Source organism: Synechococcus sp. BMK-MC-1 (assembly GCF_014279955.1).
GTDB lineage: Bacteria > Cyanobacteriota > Cyanobacteriia > PCC-6307 > Cyanobiaceae > Synechococcus_C.
In genome coordinates, this window is the sequence record NZ_CP047939.1 from 499300 (window position 1) to 519880 (window position 20581).

Sequence of the window (20581 nt, forward strand, 5' to 3'; positions counted from 1 at the left end):
GGTGTGCTCGGGGGTCAGGAGTCGGTCTGGGATGCCACAGCAATGCTGATGTGACAGGTCTGCTTTTTGATCGCGTAGGCGCGACCCTGGGCGCGGGGCCGATAGCGCTTCATGGAGGGGCCCATATCGGCGCTGGCCTGAGAGATCACCAGGGTGGAGGGGTCTAGACCGAGGTTGTGCTCGGCATTGGCCACTGCAGAACGCAGCACCTTGGTGATCGGGCCGGTGGAGCGATAGGGCATGAACTCGAGCATGATCAGCGCATCGCGGTAGGTGCGTCCGCGGATCTGATCGAGCACCCGCCGCACCTTCGACACGGAGCCGCGAATGAAGCGGCCGTGGGCTTGGGCGGTGGTTGCCGTTGGGGATGACGTTGTCATGGACTCAGCGGCCTCCTTTCTTGTCTTTGATGTGGCCCTTGAAGGTGCGGGTCGGAGCGAATTCGCCCAGTTTGTGACCGACCATCTGCTCGGTCACGAAGACCGGCACATGGGTTTTGCCGTTGTGCACGGCAATGGTGTGACCGATCATCATCGGCAGGATCGTGGAAGCCCTGGACCACGTTTTGATCACCGACTTGTCGTCGGCTGCATTTTGCTTTTCAACCTTGCGAAGCAGGCTGTCAGCGATGAAAGGGCCTTTTTTAAGTGAACGTCCCATGGCGGATTAAGCGAACAGCAAAACAGTGATGAACATCAGGAGTCGCGTCCGCCACGGCTCCGCTTGGACGTCTTGCGACGCTTCCGGAGGACGAACTTGTTACTCGGCTTGTTGCGCTTGCGGGTCTTGAGGCCCAGGGCGGGTTTGCCCCAGGGCGTCACAGGACCAGAGCGGCCGATGGGAGCCCGGCCCTCACCACCACCGTGGGGGTGGTCGCAAGGGTTCATCACACTGCCTCGCACCTGGGGACGACGTCCGAGCCAGCGGCGACGGCCGGCTTTGCCGAGGCTGGTGTTGCGAATCTCGGAATTACCGACTTCGCCCAGCGTGGCGTAACACTCACGCCGGACCAGACGCACCTCGGTGGATGGAAGCTTGAGAGCGACATAGTCGCCTTCTTTCGCCATCACCTGGGCACTGGCACCGGCCGTGCGCACCATCTGGCCGCCCCGCCCGGCATAGAGCTCGACGCAGTGCACGCTCGAGCCGAGAGGCACGGAGGAGAGCGGCATGGCATTGCCGTCCTCAATCGGGGCATCGGGCCCTGAAATCACGGTCTGTCCGACCGTGACACCTGCAGGAGCAAGGATGTAGCGCTTCTCGCCATCGGTGTAGAAGAGCAGCGCCAACCGCGCATTGCGGTGCGGGTCGTAATGAATGGCCGCCACTTTGGCGGGCACACCGTGCTTGTTGCGTCGGAAATCAACGACGCGGTATTGGCGCTTGTGGCCACCGCCGCGATGGCGGCAGGTGATCACACCGCGGTTGTTGCGCCCCTTGCGGCGGTGCTTGGACACCACAAGCGAGCGTTCCGGCTTGCGGCCGGTGACCTCACTGAAGTCGGTGACCACCCGGGTGCGGGTTCCGGGGGTATAGGGGCGGAAAGAGCGAATTGCCATGACGTTTCAGACCCCTCAGGACTCAGGGAAGAGTTGGATGGAGCTGCCTTCGGCGAGGCGCACCACGGCCTTTTTCACCTGGGCACGCTTGCCGGCGAAACGGCCGACCCGACGGCTCCGGCGAGGCGGGTTCATGGTGCTGATGCCCGTGACCTTGACATCAAAGAGTTGCTCGACAGCAGCCTTGATGTCGGGCTTGGCAGCGCGGTGATCCACCTCAAAGGTGTACTGGTTGAGTTCCAGTGCACGGGTGGCTTTTTCTGTGATCAGCGGCCGGCGGATCACATCCGCCAGGCGTCCGGTGAAGCGCTCAGTCATCGCCGTAAACCTCCTGGATGGTTGCGAGAGCCTCTTCTCCCAGCACCAGTGCGTTGGCGTGGAGCAGGTCGAAGACATTGAGTTGGTTGGCTGCGATCAGCTTCACCTTCTCGAGGTTGCGGACGGAACGACGGAGCACCTCCGAAGGGGTCCCCAGCACGATCAGAACTTTGGAATCGGCTTCGATGCCAAGGCGTCCGAGGGCATCAACGATTTCCCGAGTCTTCGGTGCCTCAAGTGAGGTTCCGAAATCCTTCACCACGGTGACGTCGTCAATCCGAGCCATCAGTGCGGTGCGCAGGGCCAGGCGACGCTCCTTGCGGTTCATCGCGAGGTTGTAGCTGCGGGGTTTCGGTCCAAACACGATGCCGCCACCGGGACGGAGAGGTGTACGGATTGAACCCTGACGAGCCCGGCCTGTACCTTTCTGTTTGTAGGGCTTGCGACCACCACCGCGGACCTCAGACCGGGTCAGGGTGCTCGCCGTGCCCTGACGGGTGTGGGCCTGCTGGCGCAGAACCGCACGATGCATCAGATCGAGGGCTGTGGTTTCTTTGGCGACCTTCAGGTCCAGGGAAGCCTTTCCGGTTTCCTTGCCCTGCCAGTCGCGGACTACACAGTTAGCCATCACTTACCTCCTTTGGCGGGCTTGGCACCCACGCGGTTGGCGGGGCGGATGTTGAGCAGCGCACCGGGCTTGCCTGGAACGGAGCCCTTCACCACCAACAGATTGCGATCGCTGTCCACCTTGAGGATGGTGAGTCCGCGGGTGGTGGTTTTCTTGCCGCCATAGCGACCGGCCATGCGTTTGCCGGGGTAGATACGGCCCGGCGTTGTGCCGGCGCCGGTGGAACCCGGTTCACGGTGATTTTTGGAACCGTGGGTCATCGGACCACGGCTGAAACCATGACGCTTCTGGTAACCGGCAAAGCCGCGTCCCATCGTGTCGCCGCTGACGTCAACCTTTTGGCCGGCTTCGAAGTCACTCACGGTGACTGCACCACCGAGTTCCAATCCGTTGACGTCGTCAACGCGGTACTCACTGAGGTGGCGGAGCACACCTTCACCAGATTTGGCGAGGTGACCCTTGGCTGGTTTGTTGACCAGCTTGTCGCGGGTCTCCCCGAAGCCGATCTGGACGGCGCTATAGCCGTCGGTTTCTGTTGTTTTGAGTTGGGTGATCCGGCAAGGACCCGCCTCGATCAGAGTGACCGGGACGGCTTTGCCTTGCTCGTCGAAGAGCTGGGACATACCCAGCTTCTTCCCAAGGATGCCGATGGACATGGGAGGTAATGACGCCAGCGTGGACAACCCCATTCGCGCGACCGAAGGCGCAGGAATGGTGGCCTGATGGGGGCTGATCGAAATGACGCAGTCGTGGCCGAAGCGGTCGGAGGCATGGCCACCGAATCGATTCGGAATGGAGCTAGCGAGCGAATCAGCTGGCTGGGACTTGCCCGATCGGTTAGATCGGTAGTTTCCCGGCAGCACAACAATCGAGATTGTTTTGCTGCTCTGGCCTGGGGACCCGGCGCACTCGCCGGATCTGCTCTTGGAACTGGAGGCCCGGCTAGCGGACGGGCACAGATCTTCCGAGCAAACAAAAACACTACACCAGCGTGTGCCGGCTTCCGTTCACCTCTGATTAGCTGCCAGACTCTCCCCCATCTGAGATGAACTCATGCCGCTGCTGCTTTCTGGTCGGGGTTTCCGCCGTGAGCTGGAGTCCGCAGGATGCATGGCTGTTCATGCCCCTCTTGAGGGGGGTGCCGAGACACGCCTGCTTCGACGTCTGCGCGCGGCTGGCTACCGCACCCATCTGACGTCCGCTCGCGGGCTCGGCGATCCGGAGGTGTTCCTGTTTCAGAAGCATGGGGTGCGCCCGCCTCACCTGGGTCACCAGAGCGTCGGTCGCGGCGCTGCCGTGGGTGAGGTTCACGACGTGATGCCCCTGCTCGGCGAAGTCTTTCTTGGCGATAAGCCTGTTGTGCTTTGGTTGCTGGAAGGCCAGGTTCTGTCTCGCTCCGAGTTGCTCAGCCTGTGTGACCTTTGCCGAAGGGAGCCTCGTCTCAAGATTGTTGTGGAAATGGGCGGAGCCAGAAGTTTGCGCTGGCAGCCGATGACCCAGCTTCTCGCAGCCTGAGCACCTCTCTGCCACGGAGCGCCGCCCTTCGGGGCGAGGACGCGCTGCGTCAGGGCTGCTGGGTGAAGTTGATCTGCGGTGCCAGCAATCAGGATCTCGCCTCAATCGCAGACCTGTGTGCTGTGTATGCCGCAGCGGGCGTGCACTGTGTCGACGTTGCCGCCGATGCGGCGGTGGTTCATGCCGCGCGTCTCGGACTGCACTGGGCCCGCCAACGCACCGGTTCCTCGCCCTGGTTGATGGTCAGCGTCAGCGATGGATCCGATGTGCATTTCCGCAAGGCTGTTTTCGACCCAGAGCTGTGCCCCTCCGATTGCCCAAGGCCCTGCGAGCGGGTCTGCCCCGCCAACGCCATCACGGCAGACCGCGGTGTCGAGGCCAGTGTTTGTTATGGATGTGGGCGCTGTCTTCCTGCCTGCCCCCAGCAGATCATTCACGCCCAGGAGCACCAGGTTGGACTTGAGGGGCTGAGTCCCTTGCTTCAGGAGCTGCAACCGGATGCTTTGGAAATTCACACGGCTCCGGAGCGAGGTGCGGCGTTTGAGCGCACGTTGCAGGCGGTGGCAGCGTCCCGCGTTCCGCTTCAGCGCTTGGCGGTGAGCTGCGGGCTGGAGGGCCATGGCGTCACCCCAGCTGATCTGGCCAGGGAGCTCTGGACGCGTCACAGCGCACTACGTCGCCTGGGGATGCGACCCCTTTGGCAGTTGGATGGTCGTCCGATGAGCGGGGATGTGGGAGCTGGAACGGCCCGTGCCGCTCTGCGGCTCTGGCAGCAGCTGCGCACGATCGCCCCCCCAGGCCCCCTGCAGCTCGCCGGAGGCACCAACGACGTCACGCTCAATCTTCTGCAAACCCTGGAGCCATCGACGCTGGCACGCCCCTCAGGGGTGGCGTTTGGCGGCATGGCACGGGCGCTTCTTCAGCCCCTGCTTCATCAGGCGGAGATGCGCCAGACCACGCTGCGGGACTGGCCCACGGGATGGGAGGAGGCCGTGACCCTGGCACGCTCTCTCGTGACCCCCTGGTTGCAGAGGGGCTGAGGCGTCCTCGCAGCACGGCATCTCCCTGCTAGAAGGCGATCGGAGCCTCACGGTTGGCGGGTTGAAACGGACATGAGCACCGAGCGCATCACCGATGACCTGCAGCGACTTTTGTCGCTTTTGCCCACACCCGTGCGAAAGGTCCTTGAGCAGAACGAGCAGAGCGACCAGTTGCTGGAGGTGGTTCTGGATCTCGGCAGGCTTCCTGAGGCCCGTTATCCAGGTCGCTCGCAACCTTTGGGGGACCGCTGCCTTGAGCGCAGCGACCTGGAGGAGATGGTCGATCGCCTTGGACAATTCGGCGCCGACAATCGAGCTGGCATTGAACGCACGCTCCATCGCATCAGTGCCATACGCAATCGTCGTGGTGATGTCGTGGGGCTCACCTGCAGGGTCGGGCGTGCCGTTTTCGGCACGGTCGCCATGGTGAGGGATCTGCTCGACAGTGAGCAATCGTTGCTGCTGATGGGCCGGCCTGGTGTGGGAAAGACCACAGCGCTGCGCGAGATCGCCAGGGTGCTTGCGGATGACCTGGGCAAACGGGTTGTGGTGATCGATACAAGCAACGAGATCGCCGGCGATGGGGACATTCCCCACCCGGCGATCGGCCGGGCGCGGCGCATGCAGGTCGCGCGCCCTGAATTGCAGCATCAGGTCATGATCGAGGCCGTTGAAAATCACATGCCCGAGGTCATCGTGATCGATGAAATCGGAACCGAGCTTGAGGCGCAGGCTGCGCGCACCATCGCGGAGAGAGGCGTGATGCTTGTGGCGACGGCCCACGGGAACGCCCTCGCCAATTTGATCAAGAATCCAACGTTGTGTGATCTGGTGGGCGGGATCGAATCGGTCACCCTCGGGGATGAGGAGGCTCGCCGACGTCGCAGCCAGAAGACAGTCCTGGAGCGCGCTGCAGAACCGACGTTTCCGATCGCCATTGAGATGCACAGCCGTCATCGCTGGGCTGTGCATGACGATGTGGCCCGGACGGTTGATCTGCTTCTGCGCGGGCAGACTCCAAGACCCCAGGAGCGCGAACTGACCGAGGATGGAGGCGTGCGACTCGTGGACGCTGACGCCCCTCAATCCCTGCGGGCTCCGCAAAAACGACCGGCTCTTGCGGTGGTTCCCATGCCCGATCCTGTTGCTGAACCGGTGCGGGTGTCTGCGTCTAAAGACGCGGAAAAGACGGAGGGGCGGGACCCGGAAACATTGCAGATTCTTTGCTGCGGCCTCAGCCGCCAGCGCCTGGAAGAAGCCGTTCGCTGTCATCGATGGCCCGTTCAGGCGGTGGACGATCTCTCCGCTGCGGATGTTCTGCTCAGCGTGCGCCAGGGGCTTGGCCGCCAACCTGAGCTTCGTCGTCAGGCGCGGGAGGCCGGGGTACCCATCCTGGTGATCAAATCCGACTCCTTGCCCCAAGTGGAGCGGGCTCTCGAGCGTCTGCTCAGTCGCCGATCACGCCCTGAGACGCAATCGTTGCCGCCGGTGTCCGCCGCGGAGCCCGCACGCGGAGATGCTCTTGCCGCTCTCGAGGAGTGTCGTCTGGCCGTGGAACGGGTGGTGATGCCGGAGGGGCGTCCTGTGGAGCTCTTGCCCCGCAGTGAAGTGGTGCTGCAGATGCAGGCTGATCTGGTGGCGCGCTACAGCCTGCGCAGTGATGTGTACGGGCCTTCCGATCAGCGACGCCTCAGGGTTTTTCCCCCTTAATCCTGCGTCTTGTGGGGCTGACGGATTGACGAAGGTCACTCCGCTGTGGGTAACTATCTGAACGCCAGTGCTGATCTCCGCAAGAGATCTTGGGCTGGAGTCAATGGGCCGTCGCCAAGTGGTAAGGCAGCGGGTTTTGGTCCCGCCATTCCTAGGTTCGAATCCTAGCGGCCCAGTTTTATGAGGATTCCAGTGGTGTCCTGCGAACTCCTCGTCTTTGATTTCGATGGAGTCATCGTTGATGGGATGCAGGAATACTGGTGGAGTGCCCGCCGCGCGGCGTTGAGTCTTCGCCCCGGGACTGCGCTGCCAGACGCCATCCCCGATGGGTTTCGCGCTCTGCGCCCCTGGATTCATCACGGCTGGGAGATGGTGCTGATCGCGGCGCTGCTGTCTGAGCCCAGCCAAGCGCTGGGAGCAGGTGATCTTCAGGGGGTGATCCGTGATTACGGCGCATTCTGTTCTGAAGGCCTGTCCCGGTTTGGCTGGACGCCGACTCTCCTGCAGGAGCGGCTTGAGCACGTCCGTCGCGAGGCTGTTGCAAGCGATCGTGCTTGTTGGTTGGCGATGCATCGGCCCTATCCAGGGGTGCCGGAGCGCCTGGCGTTGCTGGGCGATGACGGCGTGGCCTGGGCGGTGCTCACCACCAAAGGGAAAGACTTCACGTCGGAACTGCTGGCGTCGATGGGCCTGACGCCCGCGCGCTTGGACGGACGGGAGTCGGGCCCTAAACCCGAGGTGTTGCTCAGCCTTCAACGCGATTGGCAGCTGAAGGGCTTCATCGAAGACCGCAAGGCGACCCTGGAAACGGTGCGTGGCACGGCTGGGCTCGAGGCGCTGCCCTGCTGGCTGGCCTCATGGGGATATCTGAAGCCGGATGACCCCGCGACCCTGCCCGACGGCGTGAGGCTGCTCAGCCCGGAATGCTTCGCAAGGCCCTTGGCGAGCTGGAACTGATTCGTTAACGTACATCTGTACTACGTGTGACGGATGGTTCGTGTTGGGGCACTGGATGGATTGTCCGGTGTCTGTTCCCAGGGCAGCGGCGGTTCCGCCGCCGTCCTGATCAGCTGCCGCCGACGCCCTCTAGCCCTTTAACTGTTGAAGCCATGCCAGTCGAAGTGAAATCCTCCCAGTCCTCCGGTGGAGATGTCCGCCCCGGTGAGCGTGATCAAGCGCTCAATCTCGTGCTCGGGCAAATCGAGCGCAATTTCGGGAAGGGGTCGATCATGCGTCTTGGAGACGCCTCCCGAATGCGGGTGGAGACCATCTCCACCGGAGCGCTCACCCTCGACCTTGCCTTGGGCGGTGGTTACCCCAAAGGACGGGTTGTGGAGGTGTACGGGCCTGAAAGTTCCGGTAAGACCACGCTGACTCTGCATGCCATCGCCGAGGTGCAGCGGCGTGGCGGTGTGGCGGCCTTCGTGGACGCTGAGCATGCCCTCGATCCCGTCTACGCCGCTTCGCTTGGCGTCGATATCGAGAATTTGTTGGTGTCGCAGCCCGACACCGGCGAAATGGCCCTGGAGATCGTCGATCAGCTCGTGCGCTCCGCTGCCGTTGACATCGTGGTGGTGGACTCGGTGGCGGCCCTGACGCCTCGGGCCGAGATCGAAGGGGAGATGGGTGATCTGGCCGTGGGCTCCCAGGCGCGGTTGATGAGTCAGGCCATGCGCAAGATCACAGGCAACATCGGAAAATCCGGTTGCACCGTGATTTTCCTCAACCAGTTGCGTTTGAAAATCGGCGTGACCTATGGCAATCCGGAAACCACAACCGGTGGTAACGCCCTCAAGTTCTATGCCTCGGTGCGCCTCGACATCCGCCGCATTCAGACGCTGAAGCGCGGCACCGAGGAGTACGGGATTCGGGCCAAGGTGAAGGTGGCCAAAAACAAAGTGGCCCCGCCCTTCCGCATCGCTGAATTCGACATCCTTTTCGGCCGTGGCATCAGCACGTTGGGATGCTTGCTGGATCTGGCCGAAGAAACCGGTGTTGTGACCCGCAAAGGAGCCTGGTACAGCTACGAAGGCGACAACATTGGCCAGGGGCGAGACAACACCATTGGCTGGCTGGAACAGAATCCTGAGGCCAAGGACACGATCGAGACGTTGGTGCGACAGAAGCTCACCGAGGGCTCGGAAGTGACGTCCAATTCCATGCGACCCCTTGCCGCTGCTGCACGCTCCGCGGCCACGAAGTCCGCTGCCAAAGGGTCCGAGGTTCAGGCCGATGTCAAAACCAAAGGGGCTGCCTGAGCACGGCCCCCTGGGTTCACCGTTGCATTGAGATGGACGAGCTGCGTTGCGTGCGGCTCTCCTGAAGGTTGTCGGCAATGCGCTGGAGCTCCTGAATCGCTTCGGCGCCTTCGAATTTCACCAATTCGCGTCCGTTGCGCGACTCAACCCAGCTGATTCCAAAGTCGGAAACAAGAAATCGCACCATGTGCTGATCGCCGAGTTCAGCAACGAAGGAGGCGCCAGAGCCATCACGACCGTCGTCGCAGACGTAGCAGGTTGCTGTGACACCCAGTTTCTGCAGGCTTTTGGCAAGAGCCTGCAGGCTCATCACCAGGTCTTGAACGACCGTTCGATATTGCTCTGACAAACGCAAAAACATTGCAACCACTCAACACTTGAGTGAATTCTAAAGGTTTTCTATTGATTTCGATGCGTCTCTGCCCCGTGGTTCTTTCAGGGTGTGTCTGCAAGGGTCCACCAGCCCGCGGTAGGGCCAACAAAGCGCACCACCACCCAGAACACCACCAGCGCTCCGATGCCGACCCAAGCGCCGCGCGTGGTGATCGAGACAAACTGCGATGCCTGGCTTCGGGTTAGGGGCAGCCAGGCAAGGAAGCGTTCGGAGTCTTTGGGATCGATCTTTTTCTGACGGGGCGGCAGGCCCTGGCTGGCACGACGGCGGGCTTCTCCCATGATTGTTCTATCCCTCGAGCCAGCCTAGAGCTGTTCTTCAATCTGGTCGCAGCCGCTGCAGTGAACTCCACGGTTCTAGGGCCTGGAACACCTGCTCCCCCCAGCTGCGGCTTCGGACCCGGCCATCCAGAATGGCCAGACGGCCGCCACTGCGCCTGAGAGGGGCAATGGCCGGTATCAGGATCGCGAGAGCCTCCGGGAGGAGTAGGTCTCTGAACCAGTCGCGACCTTGCTTTTTTAAGACTTTCACGCGCGCCGCAGTGAGTGGATCTTCCAGGCTTGCGATCGGCAGCAGGGCTGTGATGAGCTGATCCGGTTCAGGCAGGGTTGGTTGATGGGTCATCCACCAGCTCCACGTGGTGCAAATCACCCCATTGGGTTTGTCGCAGGCTCGATCCAGGGTCACCCTGCTCCCGAATTCCGCCGCCAGTTCGCTGGCCAGTCGCTGCAGCAGGGCTGTGTCATCAGCAAGAACCACTGTTAGGCCCGAGCGGCCAAGGATGAGGCGCCGGCATTGATCGAGCAGATGGCTGGCGTAGATCTCCGTGTTGGGCAGGGGTTGCCTTCGGGGCGCGTAGATCGGGATCGGTTCACTGCGTGGCGGCTCGCGCAGATCAATGCGAACGACAGGATCGTCACGGTCGGCAGGTGCGCTGCTTGAGGCTCTGCGGCATCCCCCATCGCCATGAATCAAAGTCCAAGGCCGGTGCTTGAACAGGTCTCGGATGACCTCAAGCGGTTCCAGGGGCTGAAGCGTCCATTGCCACTGCAGGTGTTCATGGTCGAGTCGGGCCCAGCTCGCCCAGGTGTCCACTCCCATGGTGGCGAGGTGATTCCAGGGTTCCGGCGCCTGGCCGGTCAATTGCAGTAAGTCGCGGACGCTGGTCAGGGCGCTGTCGGGCATGGAGAGCTGACGGCCCTGGCTGGACCCACGGGCAAACAGTTGCCGGCTCAAGCGTTCATGCAGGTCTAGAAGTCCTTGGCCAGTGGCCGGAAAGGCGGTTCTGAGCTCTTCCCAGTGGCGCGCTTCGAGCTGCACGGCCATGGCCTCCCGGAGTCGTGCAGCCAGATGTTCAGCTTCTGGAATCACCAGATGGTCGTCGTCCCGGAGGTGCCCCAGGCGGTACGCCGTGATCAGTTGGCTGGGCGTGAGCAGCCACAGTTGATCGCCTGTGGGGGGGTGAATGCTGCTCCAACATCCGAGCCGTAGATCGCTCTCGAGCAGGCGGGGACGCTCCAGGCTGAGAAAGCGCTGACGTTGCGCTGCATCCAGCACCAGCACGGTGTGACGGCTCTGAAGGCAGAGGGGAACGAGCAGCGCCAGCCACCAGCGTTCATTGCTGCCGGCCGAGAGCTGGATCCGGGTTTGATCGCGGCGGCGCAAGCTGCGGCCCACCAGCCGACTCAAAGTCAGTTGATGCTCCCACTGCCCGGCATCCGCGCGGAGCAGATGCTTCAGCTGCTGATGGGCCTGAACTTCCAACATCGGCCAACCCTACGGAGCCTTCCGACCAGCAAGGGTTCACCCTGATCATGCGTGCGGTCTCAAGTGGTGAAGCAACATGGTGGCCTTGGCTGAACAGGCATGGGCGAGGAGCGGAGCACGGGGCTGCAGGCTCTTGGAACGGTCGGTGTCGTTGGCCTTGGTCTGATCGGTGGCTCGATCGCTCTCGACCTCCGCCAGCAGGGTGTGCCGGTGATCGGTCTTGTGCATCGCGAAAGCACAGCGGCGCGAGCCATGGAGCGAGGGCTGGTGGATGCAGTTAGTTGCCAGTTGTCCTGTCTCAACGACTGCAACACCGTGATCCTGGCGCTTCCGATCGAAGCGCTGCTCAATCCCGAGCCGCAGTTGGTCGAAGCGCTACCAGCCCATGCCGTTGTCACGGATGTGGCGTCGGTGAAAGGGGCGGTGCTTGAAGCCTGGCGCCACCGTCACCCTCGCTTCGTGGCGGCCCACCCCATGGCGGGTACGGATCAGTCCGGCGTCGACGCAGGGGTGTTGGGATTGTTCCGAGGCCGCCCGTGGGTGGCAACGCCTGAGTCGGCGACCGATCCTCAGGCCTTGGCCAGCGTGAAAGTGTTGGCTGAAGGGCTTGGAAGCGACTGGATCACAGCCGATGCTGCTTGCCACGACCAGGCCGTGGCACTGGTGTCCCACCTGCCCGTGATGGTGAGCGCTGCGTTGTTGAGGGCGGCCAGCGAGGAACGGGATCCAAGGGTTCTGGATCTTGCTCGCCGTCTGGCGTCCAGCGGGTTTGCCGACACCACCCGGGTGGGCGGAGGCAACCCAGCTCTCGGCACGGCGATGGCGTGCCGCAACACGGCAGCCCTGCTCAAGGCCTTGGCCGCATACCGGTGGAGCCTGGAACAGTTGGAGGAAGCGATCCTCAGTGGCCACTGGGCTCAGCTGGAGAATGAATTGCACAAGACCAGCACCCTGCGTCCGGGGTTTGTCGAGAAGGGGCCTGGTCCGCTCAGTCCGCCAGGGTGAGCGTCCGGCCTCGTTCCTGCATCAGTTGACTGCAGGCCATCAGGGCAGACAGAGTCACGCCTGCGGTTCCTTCGCCGGGGTGAATCGAATCACCGCAGAGCCAGAGCTTGCGGATCGGACTGCGACTGGCCAAACCGAACGGACCAAAGCGATCTGGGCTTTGTCCCAGTCCGCCCACCACGCCCTTCGGGCGACCTGTCCAGTAAGCGAAGCCGCGGGGGGTGGACAATTCGCTGTGCAGCCAGGCCTCGGCCGAAAGCGTCAGGGCTTCTTCAACCCCGCGGCGCATCTGCCCAAGCACGGTTTGTTTGCGCTTCTGGTAAGTCTCTTCCGGCAAGTCATGCCATCCCTCAGGGGTGGTGAACACGCTGGCGATCACTGTGGCCTCGCCAGCGGGGGCACGGCCATCCCCCTCGCTGCTGATCGAGAGAAAGAGTGATCCGGGAGTGTCCCAGTCGCACTGCAGATGGCCTGGACAGGCTTCAGGAAGATCACGCCGGTGCACGGCTCCGTAGAACACCAGCGCCCCACTCGGAGCGTGGAGGGTTTGCAGGCGGCGGCGATAGGACGCGCCGAGCACGTTGCTGTCTGGAATTAAAGAGGGCAAGCACTGAGGCGGAAGACTGCACACCACATCGGCCGCTTGCAGGGACCGTTGCCCACCGCCCGGTTGCTCGATCTGCACGGTCCAGCTGTCGCCGCTGTGCTGTCGCTCCATCAAGACGGCGCGATGGCGCAGAAGCACCTCGGCGCCATCGCGCTGAAGGGAGCGCAAGAGCTGGTCGCTCAGGCTCTGCATCGATCCCTGCAGGTGCCAGAGGCCTAAGGGGGCCTGACACATCTGCAGAACGGTGGCTCCATAGAGCGCTGCCGTTTGATCGGCCGGCTGCTGGGAATAGAGCCGGAGCTGGAGGTCGAGAAAACGGCGCAAGCGAAGGTTGCTGGCGCAGCCGCAGAGTCTCAGAAGGTCGGCAACAGTGAGCAGGCTGAGGGGTGCTGAGGCGAGATTGCCGGGAGTGAGTGCCTTGAGCGTCCGGCTCAGATCCCAGCCTGAACGCACGGGCAGCACGGGGTCGGCTGCGGCGAATTGCCAGTTCTGGCGATGAATCCAGCTGCAGAGATCCCAGAACCGCTCCGTTCCAGGGAATTGACGCGACCGTTCCTCCCGCCAGCGTTGGGGGTCATGCCAGAGGTGGATGGGGGGTGATCCATCATTCAGATTCACCACACAGCCAGGGTCGAGGCGTTCCGCGGCCGGTGGCTCCAGGCCCAAATGGCGGAACAGGCGGGCATGGCTTCCACCCGGTTCCAGACCTGCCACCTGCGTGGCGCCAACGTCGAAGGTGTAGCGCCCTCGCTTGAAAGTTCCAGCGCAGCCTCCAAGCTGGTGATGGGCTTCCAAGAGGGTCACCGACAGCCCTTCGCGGGCCAGCAAGGCCGCGGCAGTGAGGCCTGCAATGCCGCCTCCGATCACAATCGCGTCGCGGGAGCTGTCCATGCCGGCATGCTGGCAGCTGCCTTCCGGTGCTTGTGGATGCGGGATCAGCTCGAGCAGATCCTTTCCAAGGAAAGAGACCTGTTGCGGGGGCGTTGCCTGACGTCCGTCGAGCCTGTTGGCGGTGGTGAAGTCGGAGCTTGTTGGCGAGCAGAGCTGAGTGACGGGACCGCTTGGTTCCTGAAGGTCACCGCTCCCGCCCAGCTGGAGGCTGAGCAACGGGGGCTGCGCTGCCTGCGCCGGTGGGCCGATGGCGACCTGGTCGAGGTTGTGGATGTGCTGGCGTGGCTTCCCCTAGAGCCTCAGGGGATTTTGGTGCTCCCTTGGTGGGAGATGGGGACTGGCGATCAGTTCAACCTTGGCCGAGGTCTGGCCCGCCTGCACAGGCGATCAGCGTTGAACGGCCCTGGTCGCTTTGGTTGGGACGATGACAGCTTTATCGGTCTCGGTCCCCAACCGGCTGGATGGCGTGCCCGTTGGGGTGAGGCCTTTGTTGCGCTGCGCTTGGAGCCCCAGTTGCGTTTGGCTGGGGCCTGGTCATTGCCTGCGAACGACTGGTCTTCTCTGCTGGATCCGCTGGCGGAGTGGCTTGGCCAGCATGCCTGTGAACCCTGTCTGGTGCATGGGGATCTATGGGCGGGCAATGCCGGTGTGCTGGCGGATGGACGGGGACTGCTGATCGACCCTGCCAGTTGGTGGGCTGATCGTGAGGTCGATCTCGCTATGACACAACTCTTCGGCGGTTTTTCTCGCCGTTTCTATGAGGGGTACAGCAGAGAATGGCCTCTACCAGAGGGTTTTGAGCAACGAGTCGACGCCTTGAATCTCTACCACTTGCTCAATCACGCCAATTTATTTGGAGGTGGCTACCGCGATCGATGTCGCCAGGTGATCAAACGGCTTCAAAAGACGCTTCTCTAACGATTTCGAGGGGGATGTGATCCCCCTCTGCACCGCATCAACCGAGATATTCCTTGCGGAGTGTCTGGATGCGGGTGACGAGGGCTGAGCGCTTTTCACTGGTGGTGAGGTTTTTCCAGCTCCACTGGCCAACCACCACCACACCCAGAAGCTCCAGCAGACCGGGAACGATCGGGAGCAGATTGATGGTGTCGAGAATGCCCTTGATCAGGATCTGGGCAACGATCACCGCTGCGAAGATGCCCACCACCTTGCCGATGCGGCCGGCCTGGCCCCAGTCGACTTTGTCGAGGGTTTCATTCACTTTGCCCAGGATGTCCTTGTACCGCTCCGCGAAGTCAACGCTCTCACCAGCTTGGGCAGCATCTGTGACGTCGGTGTCATTCACCTGGGTGGTGCTTTCGTCGCTCATGACGCCTTGGCATGGATCTAATGCCAGCTGACCTTATCGACAAGCCTCCGCAAATGCCATGGCGACTGCGCTTCGATTGGGATTGCCTGATCGTTTTGCGCCGATCGCTTGATGCGGTCGCCCCTAACGAGGGGTGTGCCCTTTTGCTTGGCGATTGCGGTTCTGAGCTGCGACTGCGGGTGGTCTGGCCCTGCTGCAACGTTTGGCGTCCTGGCCTTCAGGGGCTGGAGGAGCAACCGGGCTGCGGCGATGGACCGCGGCCGTCGCGGCAGACGCGGTTCGCTCTGGATCCACGCGAGCAGATCGCGGCGCAACGCTGGGGGCGCCAGCGAGGACTCCATGTGGTCGGGAGTGCCCATTCCCATCCCGGTGGTGAGCCACACCCCAGCAGCAATGACAGACGTTGGGCGGCTGCCGATGGGGTGATGGTGATCGACGCTGGTGTGCGCGGCCTGGCGGGATGGTGGATGGAGCGATCCACTGCGGGGCCTGCGTCCGCTCCCGCCACACTGGCCAAAGTCCACCCCCTGAGTCTTGTGGGGCCTGAGGGTGCAGCGTTGGGTAACACTGGCCTGAGTGTTCACAACAGTCGTTGCCGCACCTCCGATGACGGATCCGCGTTCGGTGCCTGAACTCAGCTCACAAGAACGGGGCCGCTATGCCCGCCACCTCACGCTGCCGGAACTTGGGCTTGCCGGTCAGAGGCGTCTGAAGGCGGCCTCCGTGCTCTGCATCGGCGCTGGAGGGCTCGGTTCTCCACTGCTCCTTTATCTGGCCGCGGCCGGGATCGGGCGTCTCGGCATCGTTGACGATGACCGCGTCGATCTCAGCAACCTTCAGCGGCAGGTGATCCATGGCCAGGCCGCCGTCGGTGAGTGCAAAACCTCCTCCGCCCGCAGAAGGATTTTGGATCTCAATGATCACTGTGTGGTGGACGAGCATCCCTGCAGGCTGACGGCGGAGAACGCTCTTTCATTGATCGGGGCCTACGACCTCGTGGTGGATGGTTCGGATAATTTCCCGACCCGGTATCTGATCAGCGACGCCTGCGTGATGCTCGGCCGACCGTTCGTTTATGGCTCCGTTCAGCGTTTTGAAGGTCAAGTCACGGTGTTCAACCAGGGGCCCCTCTCTCCGGACTACCGCGATCTTGTGCCTCAGCCACCACCACGGGACCTCGTGCCGTCTTGTGCCGAAGGTGGAGTGATGGGCGTGATGCCCGGGCTGATCGGTCTCCTGCAGGCGACGGAAGTGATCAAAGTGATCACCGGTCTTGGGGAGACCCTCGATGGGCGTTTGCTGCTGGTCGACAGCCTCAGCATGCGTTTCAGAGAGCTCCGCCTCGAACGCCGCCCTCATCGGCCCGCCATTGAACAACTGGTGGACTACGAGCAGTTCTGCAATCCTGAACGTCCTGTCGAGGGCGAGGAGTCCAAGATCGTGAACAGCATCTCAGTGCGTGAGCTCAAGGCGTTGCTCGAGGAGAGAGCCGACCTGTTGCTCCTGGATGTTCGTCAGCAGGCTGAGGCTGACGTAGCGGTCATTCAGGGATCCCAGCTGTTTCCCCTGGCGTCGATCGAATCGGGTGACGCCATCGAAGCGATCCGTTCGCTCGCATCCGGACGTGTTGTGTACGTGCACTGCAAGCTGGGCGGGCGATCGGCCAAGGCCGTTGACCATTTGACGCGCTCTGGAATCCAAGCGGTGAATGTGACGGGGGGAATCGACGCCTGGAGTCAGGAGGTGGACGCTTCGGTGCCCCGCTATTGAGCTCTAGTAGTCGACTCCACGTTTGAGATCCACTCCTTGCTCGGCGTAATGCTTGTGGCAGACCATCTCGGAGTGAACACTGGCGAGGTCGAAATAGGCCGGGGGATGTTTGCAGCGGCCAGTGATGATCACCTCTGTTTCCGCAGGCTTGCGCAGCAGCGCCTGCACGATCGGCTCCACGGGCAGAAGCTCAAGATCAACGGTTGGATTGAGCTCATCGAGAATCACGGTTTTGTAAAGACCACTGGCGATGGCTGCACGGGCGATTTCCCAGGCCCTCTCCGCTTCCACGTAGTCGATCGGCTGCTGTTGACCGCGCCAGACGATGGCGTCGCGGCCTGAACGCAGGTGATCCACCAGATGGGGGTAGCTCTCGCGCAAGGCTGCAATCGCGGCATCTTCGGTGTAGCCGCTGCCCCCTTTGAGCCATTGCAGAATGAGCACGCGATGGCTCTTGTCTTGGCTGATGCCGCGACCGATGGCTTGCAGGGCTTTGCCGAGGGCGCTGGTGGATTTGCCCTTGCCTTCACCGGTGTAGATCTCAATCCCCCCGGGAGTGCTGAAGGGCACCACAGACTGGTTGTCGTCTGAAGGCCGACGATGGGCACGCATTTCTGAATGCAGATCGGCAATCTGGATCAGAGGTCTTGGTGCTCCACGGCCGGTCACGATGATTTCCATTCCCTCCGGACGGGATGAGAGGGCTTGCACCACATCGTCGATCTCGAGCAGACCGAGATCCAGAACGGGATTGAGTTCGTCGAGCACCACGACGGAGTACAGCGCGCTGGCAATGGCGCCACGGGCAATGTCCCAGCCCCGTTGCGCCTCCTGCTGATCAAAACGGGTGGCTTCTTCGGCATTGAAGTAGTCGGCGCGACCCGTTCGCACCTGGTCAATCAGATGGGGAAAACCCTGTTGCAGCGCTTCGATGGCCGCGTCTTCGTCATAGGCCCGTCCTGGTCCCTTGAGAAATCGCAGCAGCAGAACGCGGGTGCGGCGCTGCTCGCAGATGCCCAGGCCGATCGTGCGCAGCACGACGCCAAGCGCCGCCTGGCTCTTGCCCTTGCCGTCGCCGTCATACACGTGCAGCTGGCCAAGACTGCGCTCCCTGCTGTCGGCTGCAGTGACGATGCCAATGCCGCGGTTGCTGCGCCGGCGGGCACCTCCAGAGGTCTCGGATGAGCGTGTTGCGTCCATCGACGTCTTCGAGATGGCGCTGCGTACGATCGGAGCATACTGAGATTCCTGCGTTCTTCAGTGGCCGAAACGCGCTTCCGTCCATTGGAGTCCCTGGCCCGGGGTGATCAGGATCGCCTCGAAGCTCTGCGCGGGCTGCTTCGTGCCGCAGGAAGGGTTTGTGTGGCTTACTCCGGCGGAGTGGACAGCACCCTCGTCGCGGCCATTGCCTGCGAACAATTGGATGACCATGCCTTTGCAGTGACCGGAGTGTCCCCATCGCTTGCGCCCCATCTGCTGGAGGAGGCGCGACTCCAGGCCCGCTGGCTCGCGATTCGCCATCTGGAGGTGGAAACCAGGGAATTGGATGATCCGGATTACAGATCGAATCCAACAGATCGCTGCTTTGCCTGCAAGCGGGAACTGCATCACCACCTCAAAGACATCGCCAGAGCCGCTGACGGCGCGCTTGTGGTGGACGGCGTGAATCTCGATGACCTCGGAGACCACCGGCCTGGTATTGAGGCGGCCCGTCAGGCTGGCGTGCGATCACCATTGGCCGAACTCCAGATCGACAAAGCAACGATCCGGCGACTCTCCAAAGCGCTTGGATTTCCCTGGTGGGACAAACCGGCCCAGCCCTGTCTTGCGTCGCGATTCCCCTACGGAGAGGTGATCACCCACCAAAGACTGAAGCTGGTCGGAGCGGCGGAAGCGTTGTTGATTGCTCGAGGGTTTCCGCGGGTGCGCGTTCGTGCGCAGGGGCTCGCCGCGCGCATTGAAGTGCCCACCACCCGGCTTGGTGAGCTTCTCGAGGAACCGCTGCGCCGCGACCTGGTTCAGGACTTCTTGGCTCTGGGGTTCACCTCGGTGAGCATTGATCTCGAAGGGCTGGTGAGCGGAAAGCTCAACCGCATGGCGAGCATGCGCTGAGATCTCCACACACCAACATGGGTTGGCCGCGCCAGCCTTAGCGAGGCGTGCACTCCGGCGTGCGTTCGACCTCTGCCACAGCAGACGGCGTTTCCCGCAAAAAGCTCCGTAAGGCGTGGTTCATGGCCTTGAGCTCGTCACGAAGGTGCTGGCAAGCCTTTTCAGGCATGGTGTGATCGCCACACGTGAAAACATCCACAGCCGCGTATCCGGTTTCAGGCCAGGTGTGGATGGAGATGTGAGATTCCGCCAGAAGAGCCAGTCCGGTGACGCCCTGTGGCTCGAATCGATGGGTGATGAGATTGAGAAGAGTGGCACCAGCACGCTTCGCAGCGGTCGTGATGGTGGTTCTCAAAAAAGCTTCGTCGTCGAGCTTGCTTTTGTCGCAATCGTAGAGCTCGAGAATGCAGTGCTTGCCCACCATGTCGGTGGCACTGTCAATCGGGGCACTGGCAGGCGTATGGGTCTGTGCGTTGTCCCATCCCGGGTTGGGATGCAGGCATGACAGGGTCTGCTCCATCAGGATGCAAAAGAAAACAGCTATCCACTTTAGCTGTTTCTCAAGCCGTTTCTCAAATGATCAGCATTGAGAATCTGCGAGCGTTGGCGCCATTCGCCTTCAAAGGCATCGAGATGGGTGGCACTCACAAGACACTGATGGGTGTCACCCACCGCTTCCAGCAAGGCCAGTTGGCGCTGCGGATCCAATTCCGCCAACACATCGTCGAGCAGCAGGAGCGGCGGATGGCCGCAGAGCTCTCCGACCAATTCCAGTTCCGCCAGTTTCAGAGCCAGCACCAGGGTGCGCTGTTGACCTGATGAACCGAAGCGCCGGGCGACAGTGCCATTCAGCAGCATGTCGATTTCATCGCGATGGGGGCCGACCCGGCAGCTGCCAAGCCGTTCCTCTTCGCTGCGTTGGCGGTGCAGCTGCTGTTCGATTGCGAGTCGCCAGGGCTCTTCGGCCTCCTCTCCTTCCAACACGCTCCCCGGGCTGTAGCGGAGCTCCAGTTGTTCATGGCCCTTGCTCAAGCGGGACTGCCAGGTCGCTGCCAGGGGTTCGAGCCGCGACAGCGCCCGGCGGCGGCGGCGATGGATCCGCGTGCAGACCAGGGCCATCTGAATGTCGAAACTGTCCAGGAGCGCCTGGTGCTCCACGCTGGTTCCGCCTCCCCCTCGTCGCCAGAACTGGCTGCGCTGGCGTAGAAGTCGGTTGTATCGCCCGATTAATTCGGCGTAGACCGGCTCCAGCTGCAACACGACCCGATCAAGCCAATGGCGTCTTAAGGCCGGTTCTCCACGCACGAGATGAAGATCCAGGGCGCTGAAGCCCACACAGCGCAAAGGGCCAATCAGATCCATCTGACGCTGCAGCACCTTGCCATTGCGTCGTGCCTGACGGCCACCGCGGCGGCGAAGCTCCAGCTCAACCTCGGTGTCATCCACGCAGGACGCTCTTAACAGAGCCCTTGAAGCGTCCCAGTGGATCAGATCCGCATCCTGACTGCTGCGGTGAGAGCGCAAACTCCCCAGCAGTTCCACTGACTCCAGCAGGTTGGATTTGCCGATGCCGTTGCTGCCGATCACGAGCAGACGCGGCGCTTCAATCTCCAGCTGCAGGTGGCAGTGGTTGCGGAACTCCTGCAGTTCGAGCTGGAGAAGCCGAATCGGTAAGGG

The 20581-nt window shown here is 62.3% G+C and carries 24 protein-coding genes and 1 tRNA gene; 11 read left to right on the forward strand and 14 right to left on the reverse strand.

Annotated elements, in window-relative coordinates:
• Nucleotides 1–14 precede the first annotated feature (14 nt).
• From rplV to rplC, 6 genes are read right to left on the reverse strand one after another with little or no spacing between them, the layout of a single operon-like run.
• On the reverse strand, nt 15–380 hold the full coding sequence (gene rplV, locus SynBMKMC1_RS02580; RefSeq protein WP_006042209.1) for a 50S ribosomal protein L22: 366 nt from the start codon (nt 378–380) through the stop codon (nt 15–17).
• Nucleotides 381–384: 4 nt separating this feature from the next.
• On the reverse strand, nt 385–660 hold the full coding sequence (rpsS, locus tag SynBMKMC1_RS02585) for a 30S ribosomal protein S19 (protein ID WP_006042208.1): 276 nt from the start codon (nt 658–660) through the stop codon (nt 385–387).
• Nucleotides 661–695: 35 nt separating this feature from the next.
• The gene (gene rplB, locus SynBMKMC1_RS02590; RefSeq protein ID WP_011932345.1) at nt 696–1559 is read right to left on the reverse strand and encodes a 50S ribosomal protein L2; all 864 of its coding nucleotides are present in this window, start codon (nt 1557–1559) and stop codon (nt 696–698) included.
• A gap of 15 nt (nt 1560–1574) precedes the next feature.
• Nucleotides 1575–1877: a 50S ribosomal protein L23 gene (locus SynBMKMC1_RS02595; protein WP_011932346.1), complete on the reverse strand. Its 303-nt coding sequence runs from the start codon at nt 1875–1877 to the stop codon at nt 1575–1577.
• Nucleotides 1870–2505, reverse strand: a complete 636-nt coding sequence (gene rplD, locus SynBMKMC1_RS02600) for a 50S ribosomal protein L4 (protein WP_011932347.1) — start codon at nt 2503–2505, stop codon at nt 1870–1872. Before rplD ends, SynBMKMC1_RS02595 begins: the two co-directional genes overlap by 8 nt.
• Nucleotides 2505–3161, reverse strand: a complete 657-nt coding sequence (rplC, locus tag SynBMKMC1_RS02605; RefSeq protein ID WP_011932348.1) for a 50S ribosomal protein L3 — start codon at nt 3159–3161, stop codon at nt 2505–2507. The genes rplD and rplC overlap by 1 nt, the downstream gene beginning before the upstream one ends.
• Before the next feature lie 397 nt (nt 3162–3558).
• On the opposite strand from rplC, the gene SynBMKMC1_RS02610 reads away from it, so the two are divergent.
• From SynBMKMC1_RS02610 to recA, 6 genes are all read left to right on the forward strand, one after another.
• Nucleotides 3559–4020 carry an NAD(P)H-quinone oxidoreductase subunit N gene (locus SynBMKMC1_RS02610; protein WP_011932349.1) on the forward strand — a complete coding sequence of 154 codons (462 nt, stop codon included), beginning with the start codon at nt 3559–3561 and terminating at the stop codon, nt 4018–4020.
• A 62-nt stretch (nt 4021–4082) separates the two neighbouring features.
• Complete coding sequence (locus SynBMKMC1_RS02615) at nt 4083–5060, forward strand: LdpA C-terminal domain-containing domain (protein ID WP_255486261.1); 978 nt, start codon at nt 4083–4085, stop codon at nt 5058–5060.
• 72 nt (nt 5061–5132) lie between these two features.
• On the forward strand, nt 5133–6770 hold the full coding sequence (locus SynBMKMC1_RS02620; protein WP_186472611.1) for an AAA family ATPase: 1638 nt from the start codon (nt 5133–5135) through the stop codon (nt 6768–6770).
• A 104-nt stretch (nt 6771–6874) separates the two neighbouring features.
• A tRNA-Gln gene (locus SynBMKMC1_RS02625) sits at nt 6875–6946 on the forward strand.
• A 4-nt stretch (nt 6947–6950) separates the two neighbouring features.
• Nucleotides 6951–7727, forward strand: coding sequence for an HAD family hydrolase (locus tag SynBMKMC1_RS02630; RefSeq protein WP_186472612.1), 777 nt, complete (start codon nt 6951–6953; stop codon nt 7725–7727).
• Nucleotides 7728–7879: 152 nt separating this feature from the next.
• Nucleotides 7880–9028: a recombinase RecA gene (recA, locus tag SynBMKMC1_RS02635; protein WP_011932353.1), complete on the forward strand. Its 1149-nt coding sequence runs from the start codon at nt 7880–7882 to the stop codon at nt 9026–9028.
• A gap of 16 nt (nt 9029–9044) precedes the next feature.
• Here recA and SynBMKMC1_RS02640 read toward each other — a convergent pair whose 3' ends face one another.
• The 3 genes from SynBMKMC1_RS02640 to SynBMKMC1_RS02650 form a co-directional block, all read right to left on the reverse strand.
• On the reverse strand, nt 9045–9389 hold the full coding sequence (locus SynBMKMC1_RS02640; protein WP_011932354.1) for a DUF1815 family protein: 345 nt from the start codon (nt 9387–9389) through the stop codon (nt 9045–9047).
• A 74-nt stretch (nt 9390–9463) separates the two neighbouring features.
• A complete protein-coding gene (locus tag SynBMKMC1_RS02645) occupies nt 9464–9703 on the reverse strand; it encodes a DUF2839 domain-containing protein (protein ID WP_186472613.1) in 240 nt (79 codons plus the stop codon).
• A gap of 37 nt (nt 9704–9740) precedes the next feature.
• Nucleotides 9741–11189, reverse strand: a complete 1449-nt coding sequence (locus SynBMKMC1_RS02650; protein ID WP_186472614.1) for a helicase — start codon at nt 11187–11189, stop codon at nt 9741–9743.
• Nucleotides 11190–11288: 99 nt separating this feature from the next.
• On the opposite strand from SynBMKMC1_RS02650, the gene SynBMKMC1_RS02655 reads away from it, so the two are divergent.
• Nucleotides 11289–12194 carry a prephenate/arogenate dehydrogenase gene (locus SynBMKMC1_RS02655; RefSeq protein ID WP_011932357.1) on the forward strand — a complete coding sequence of 302 codons (906 nt, stop codon included), beginning with the start codon at nt 11289–11291 and terminating at the stop codon, nt 12192–12194.
• On the opposite strand, the gene crtD is transcribed toward SynBMKMC1_RS02655, so the two are convergent.
• A complete protein-coding gene (gene crtD, locus SynBMKMC1_RS02660) occupies nt 12178–13692 on the reverse strand; it encodes a C-3',4' desaturase CrtD (RefSeq protein WP_186472615.1) in 1515 nt (504 codons plus the stop codon). The two genes, SynBMKMC1_RS02655 and crtD, sit on opposite strands and share 17 nt — an antisense overlap.
• A gap of 36 nt (nt 13693–13728) precedes the next feature.
• Between crtD and SynBMKMC1_RS02665 the strand changes: the two genes are divergently transcribed.
• Complete coding sequence (locus tag SynBMKMC1_RS02665; RefSeq protein WP_370593928.1) at nt 13729–14610, forward strand: fructosamine kinase family protein; 882 nt, start codon at nt 13729–13731, stop codon at nt 14608–14610.
• Between the two features lie 37 nt (nt 14611–14647).
• Here the strand turns inward: SynBMKMC1_RS02665 and SynBMKMC1_RS02670 are convergent, their stop codons facing one another.
• Nucleotides 14648–15022, reverse strand: a complete 375-nt coding sequence (locus SynBMKMC1_RS02670; protein WP_011932360.1) for a CAAD domain-containing protein — start codon at nt 15020–15022, stop codon at nt 14648–14650.
• A 20-nt stretch (nt 15023–15042) separates the two neighbouring features.
• On the opposite strand from SynBMKMC1_RS02670, the gene SynBMKMC1_RS02675 reads away from it, so the two are divergent.
• Nucleotides 15043–15654 (forward strand): M67 family metallopeptidase, encoded by a 612-nt coding sequence (locus SynBMKMC1_RS02675; RefSeq protein WP_255486263.1) that lies wholly within the window; start codon nt 15043–15045, stop codon nt 15652–15654.
• On the forward strand, nt 15629–16792 hold the full coding sequence (gene moeB / locus SynBMKMC1_RS02680) for a molybdopterin-synthase adenylyltransferase MoeB (RefSeq protein ID WP_186472617.1): 1164 nt from the start codon (nt 15629–15631) through the stop codon (nt 16790–16792). The genes SynBMKMC1_RS02675 and moeB overlap by 26 nt, the downstream gene beginning before the upstream one ends.
• Nucleotides 16793–16795: 3 nt before the next feature.
• Here the strand turns inward: moeB and SynBMKMC1_RS02685 are convergent, their stop codons facing one another.
• Nucleotides 16796–17992 (reverse strand): cob(I)yrinic acid a,c-diamide adenosyltransferase, encoded by a 1197-nt coding sequence (locus SynBMKMC1_RS02685; RefSeq protein ID WP_011932363.1) that lies wholly within the window; start codon nt 17990–17992, stop codon nt 16796–16798.
• Between the two features lie 60 nt (nt 17993–18052).
• Here SynBMKMC1_RS02685 and larE point away from each other — a divergent pair, with 60 nt between their 5' ends.
• The gene (gene larE / locus SynBMKMC1_RS02690; protein WP_186472618.1) at nt 18053–18904 is read left to right on the forward strand and encodes an ATP-dependent sacrificial sulfur transferase LarE; all 852 of its coding nucleotides are present in this window, start codon (nt 18053–18055) and stop codon (nt 18902–18904) included.
• 37 nt (nt 18905–18941) lie between these two features.
• On the opposite strand, the gene speD is transcribed toward larE, so the two are convergent.
• The gene (gene speD / locus SynBMKMC1_RS02695; protein ID WP_186472619.1) at nt 18942–19424 is read right to left on the reverse strand and encodes an adenosylmethionine decarboxylase; all 483 of its coding nucleotides are present in this window, start codon (nt 19422–19424) and stop codon (nt 18942–18944) included.
• Between the two features lie 29 nt (nt 19425–19453).
• Nucleotides 19454–20572, reverse strand: coding sequence for a DNA replication/repair protein RecF (recF, locus tag SynBMKMC1_RS02700; RefSeq protein ID WP_186473290.1), 1119 nt, complete (start codon nt 20570–20572; stop codon nt 19454–19456).
• Nucleotides 20573–20581: the final 9 nt, after the last annotated feature.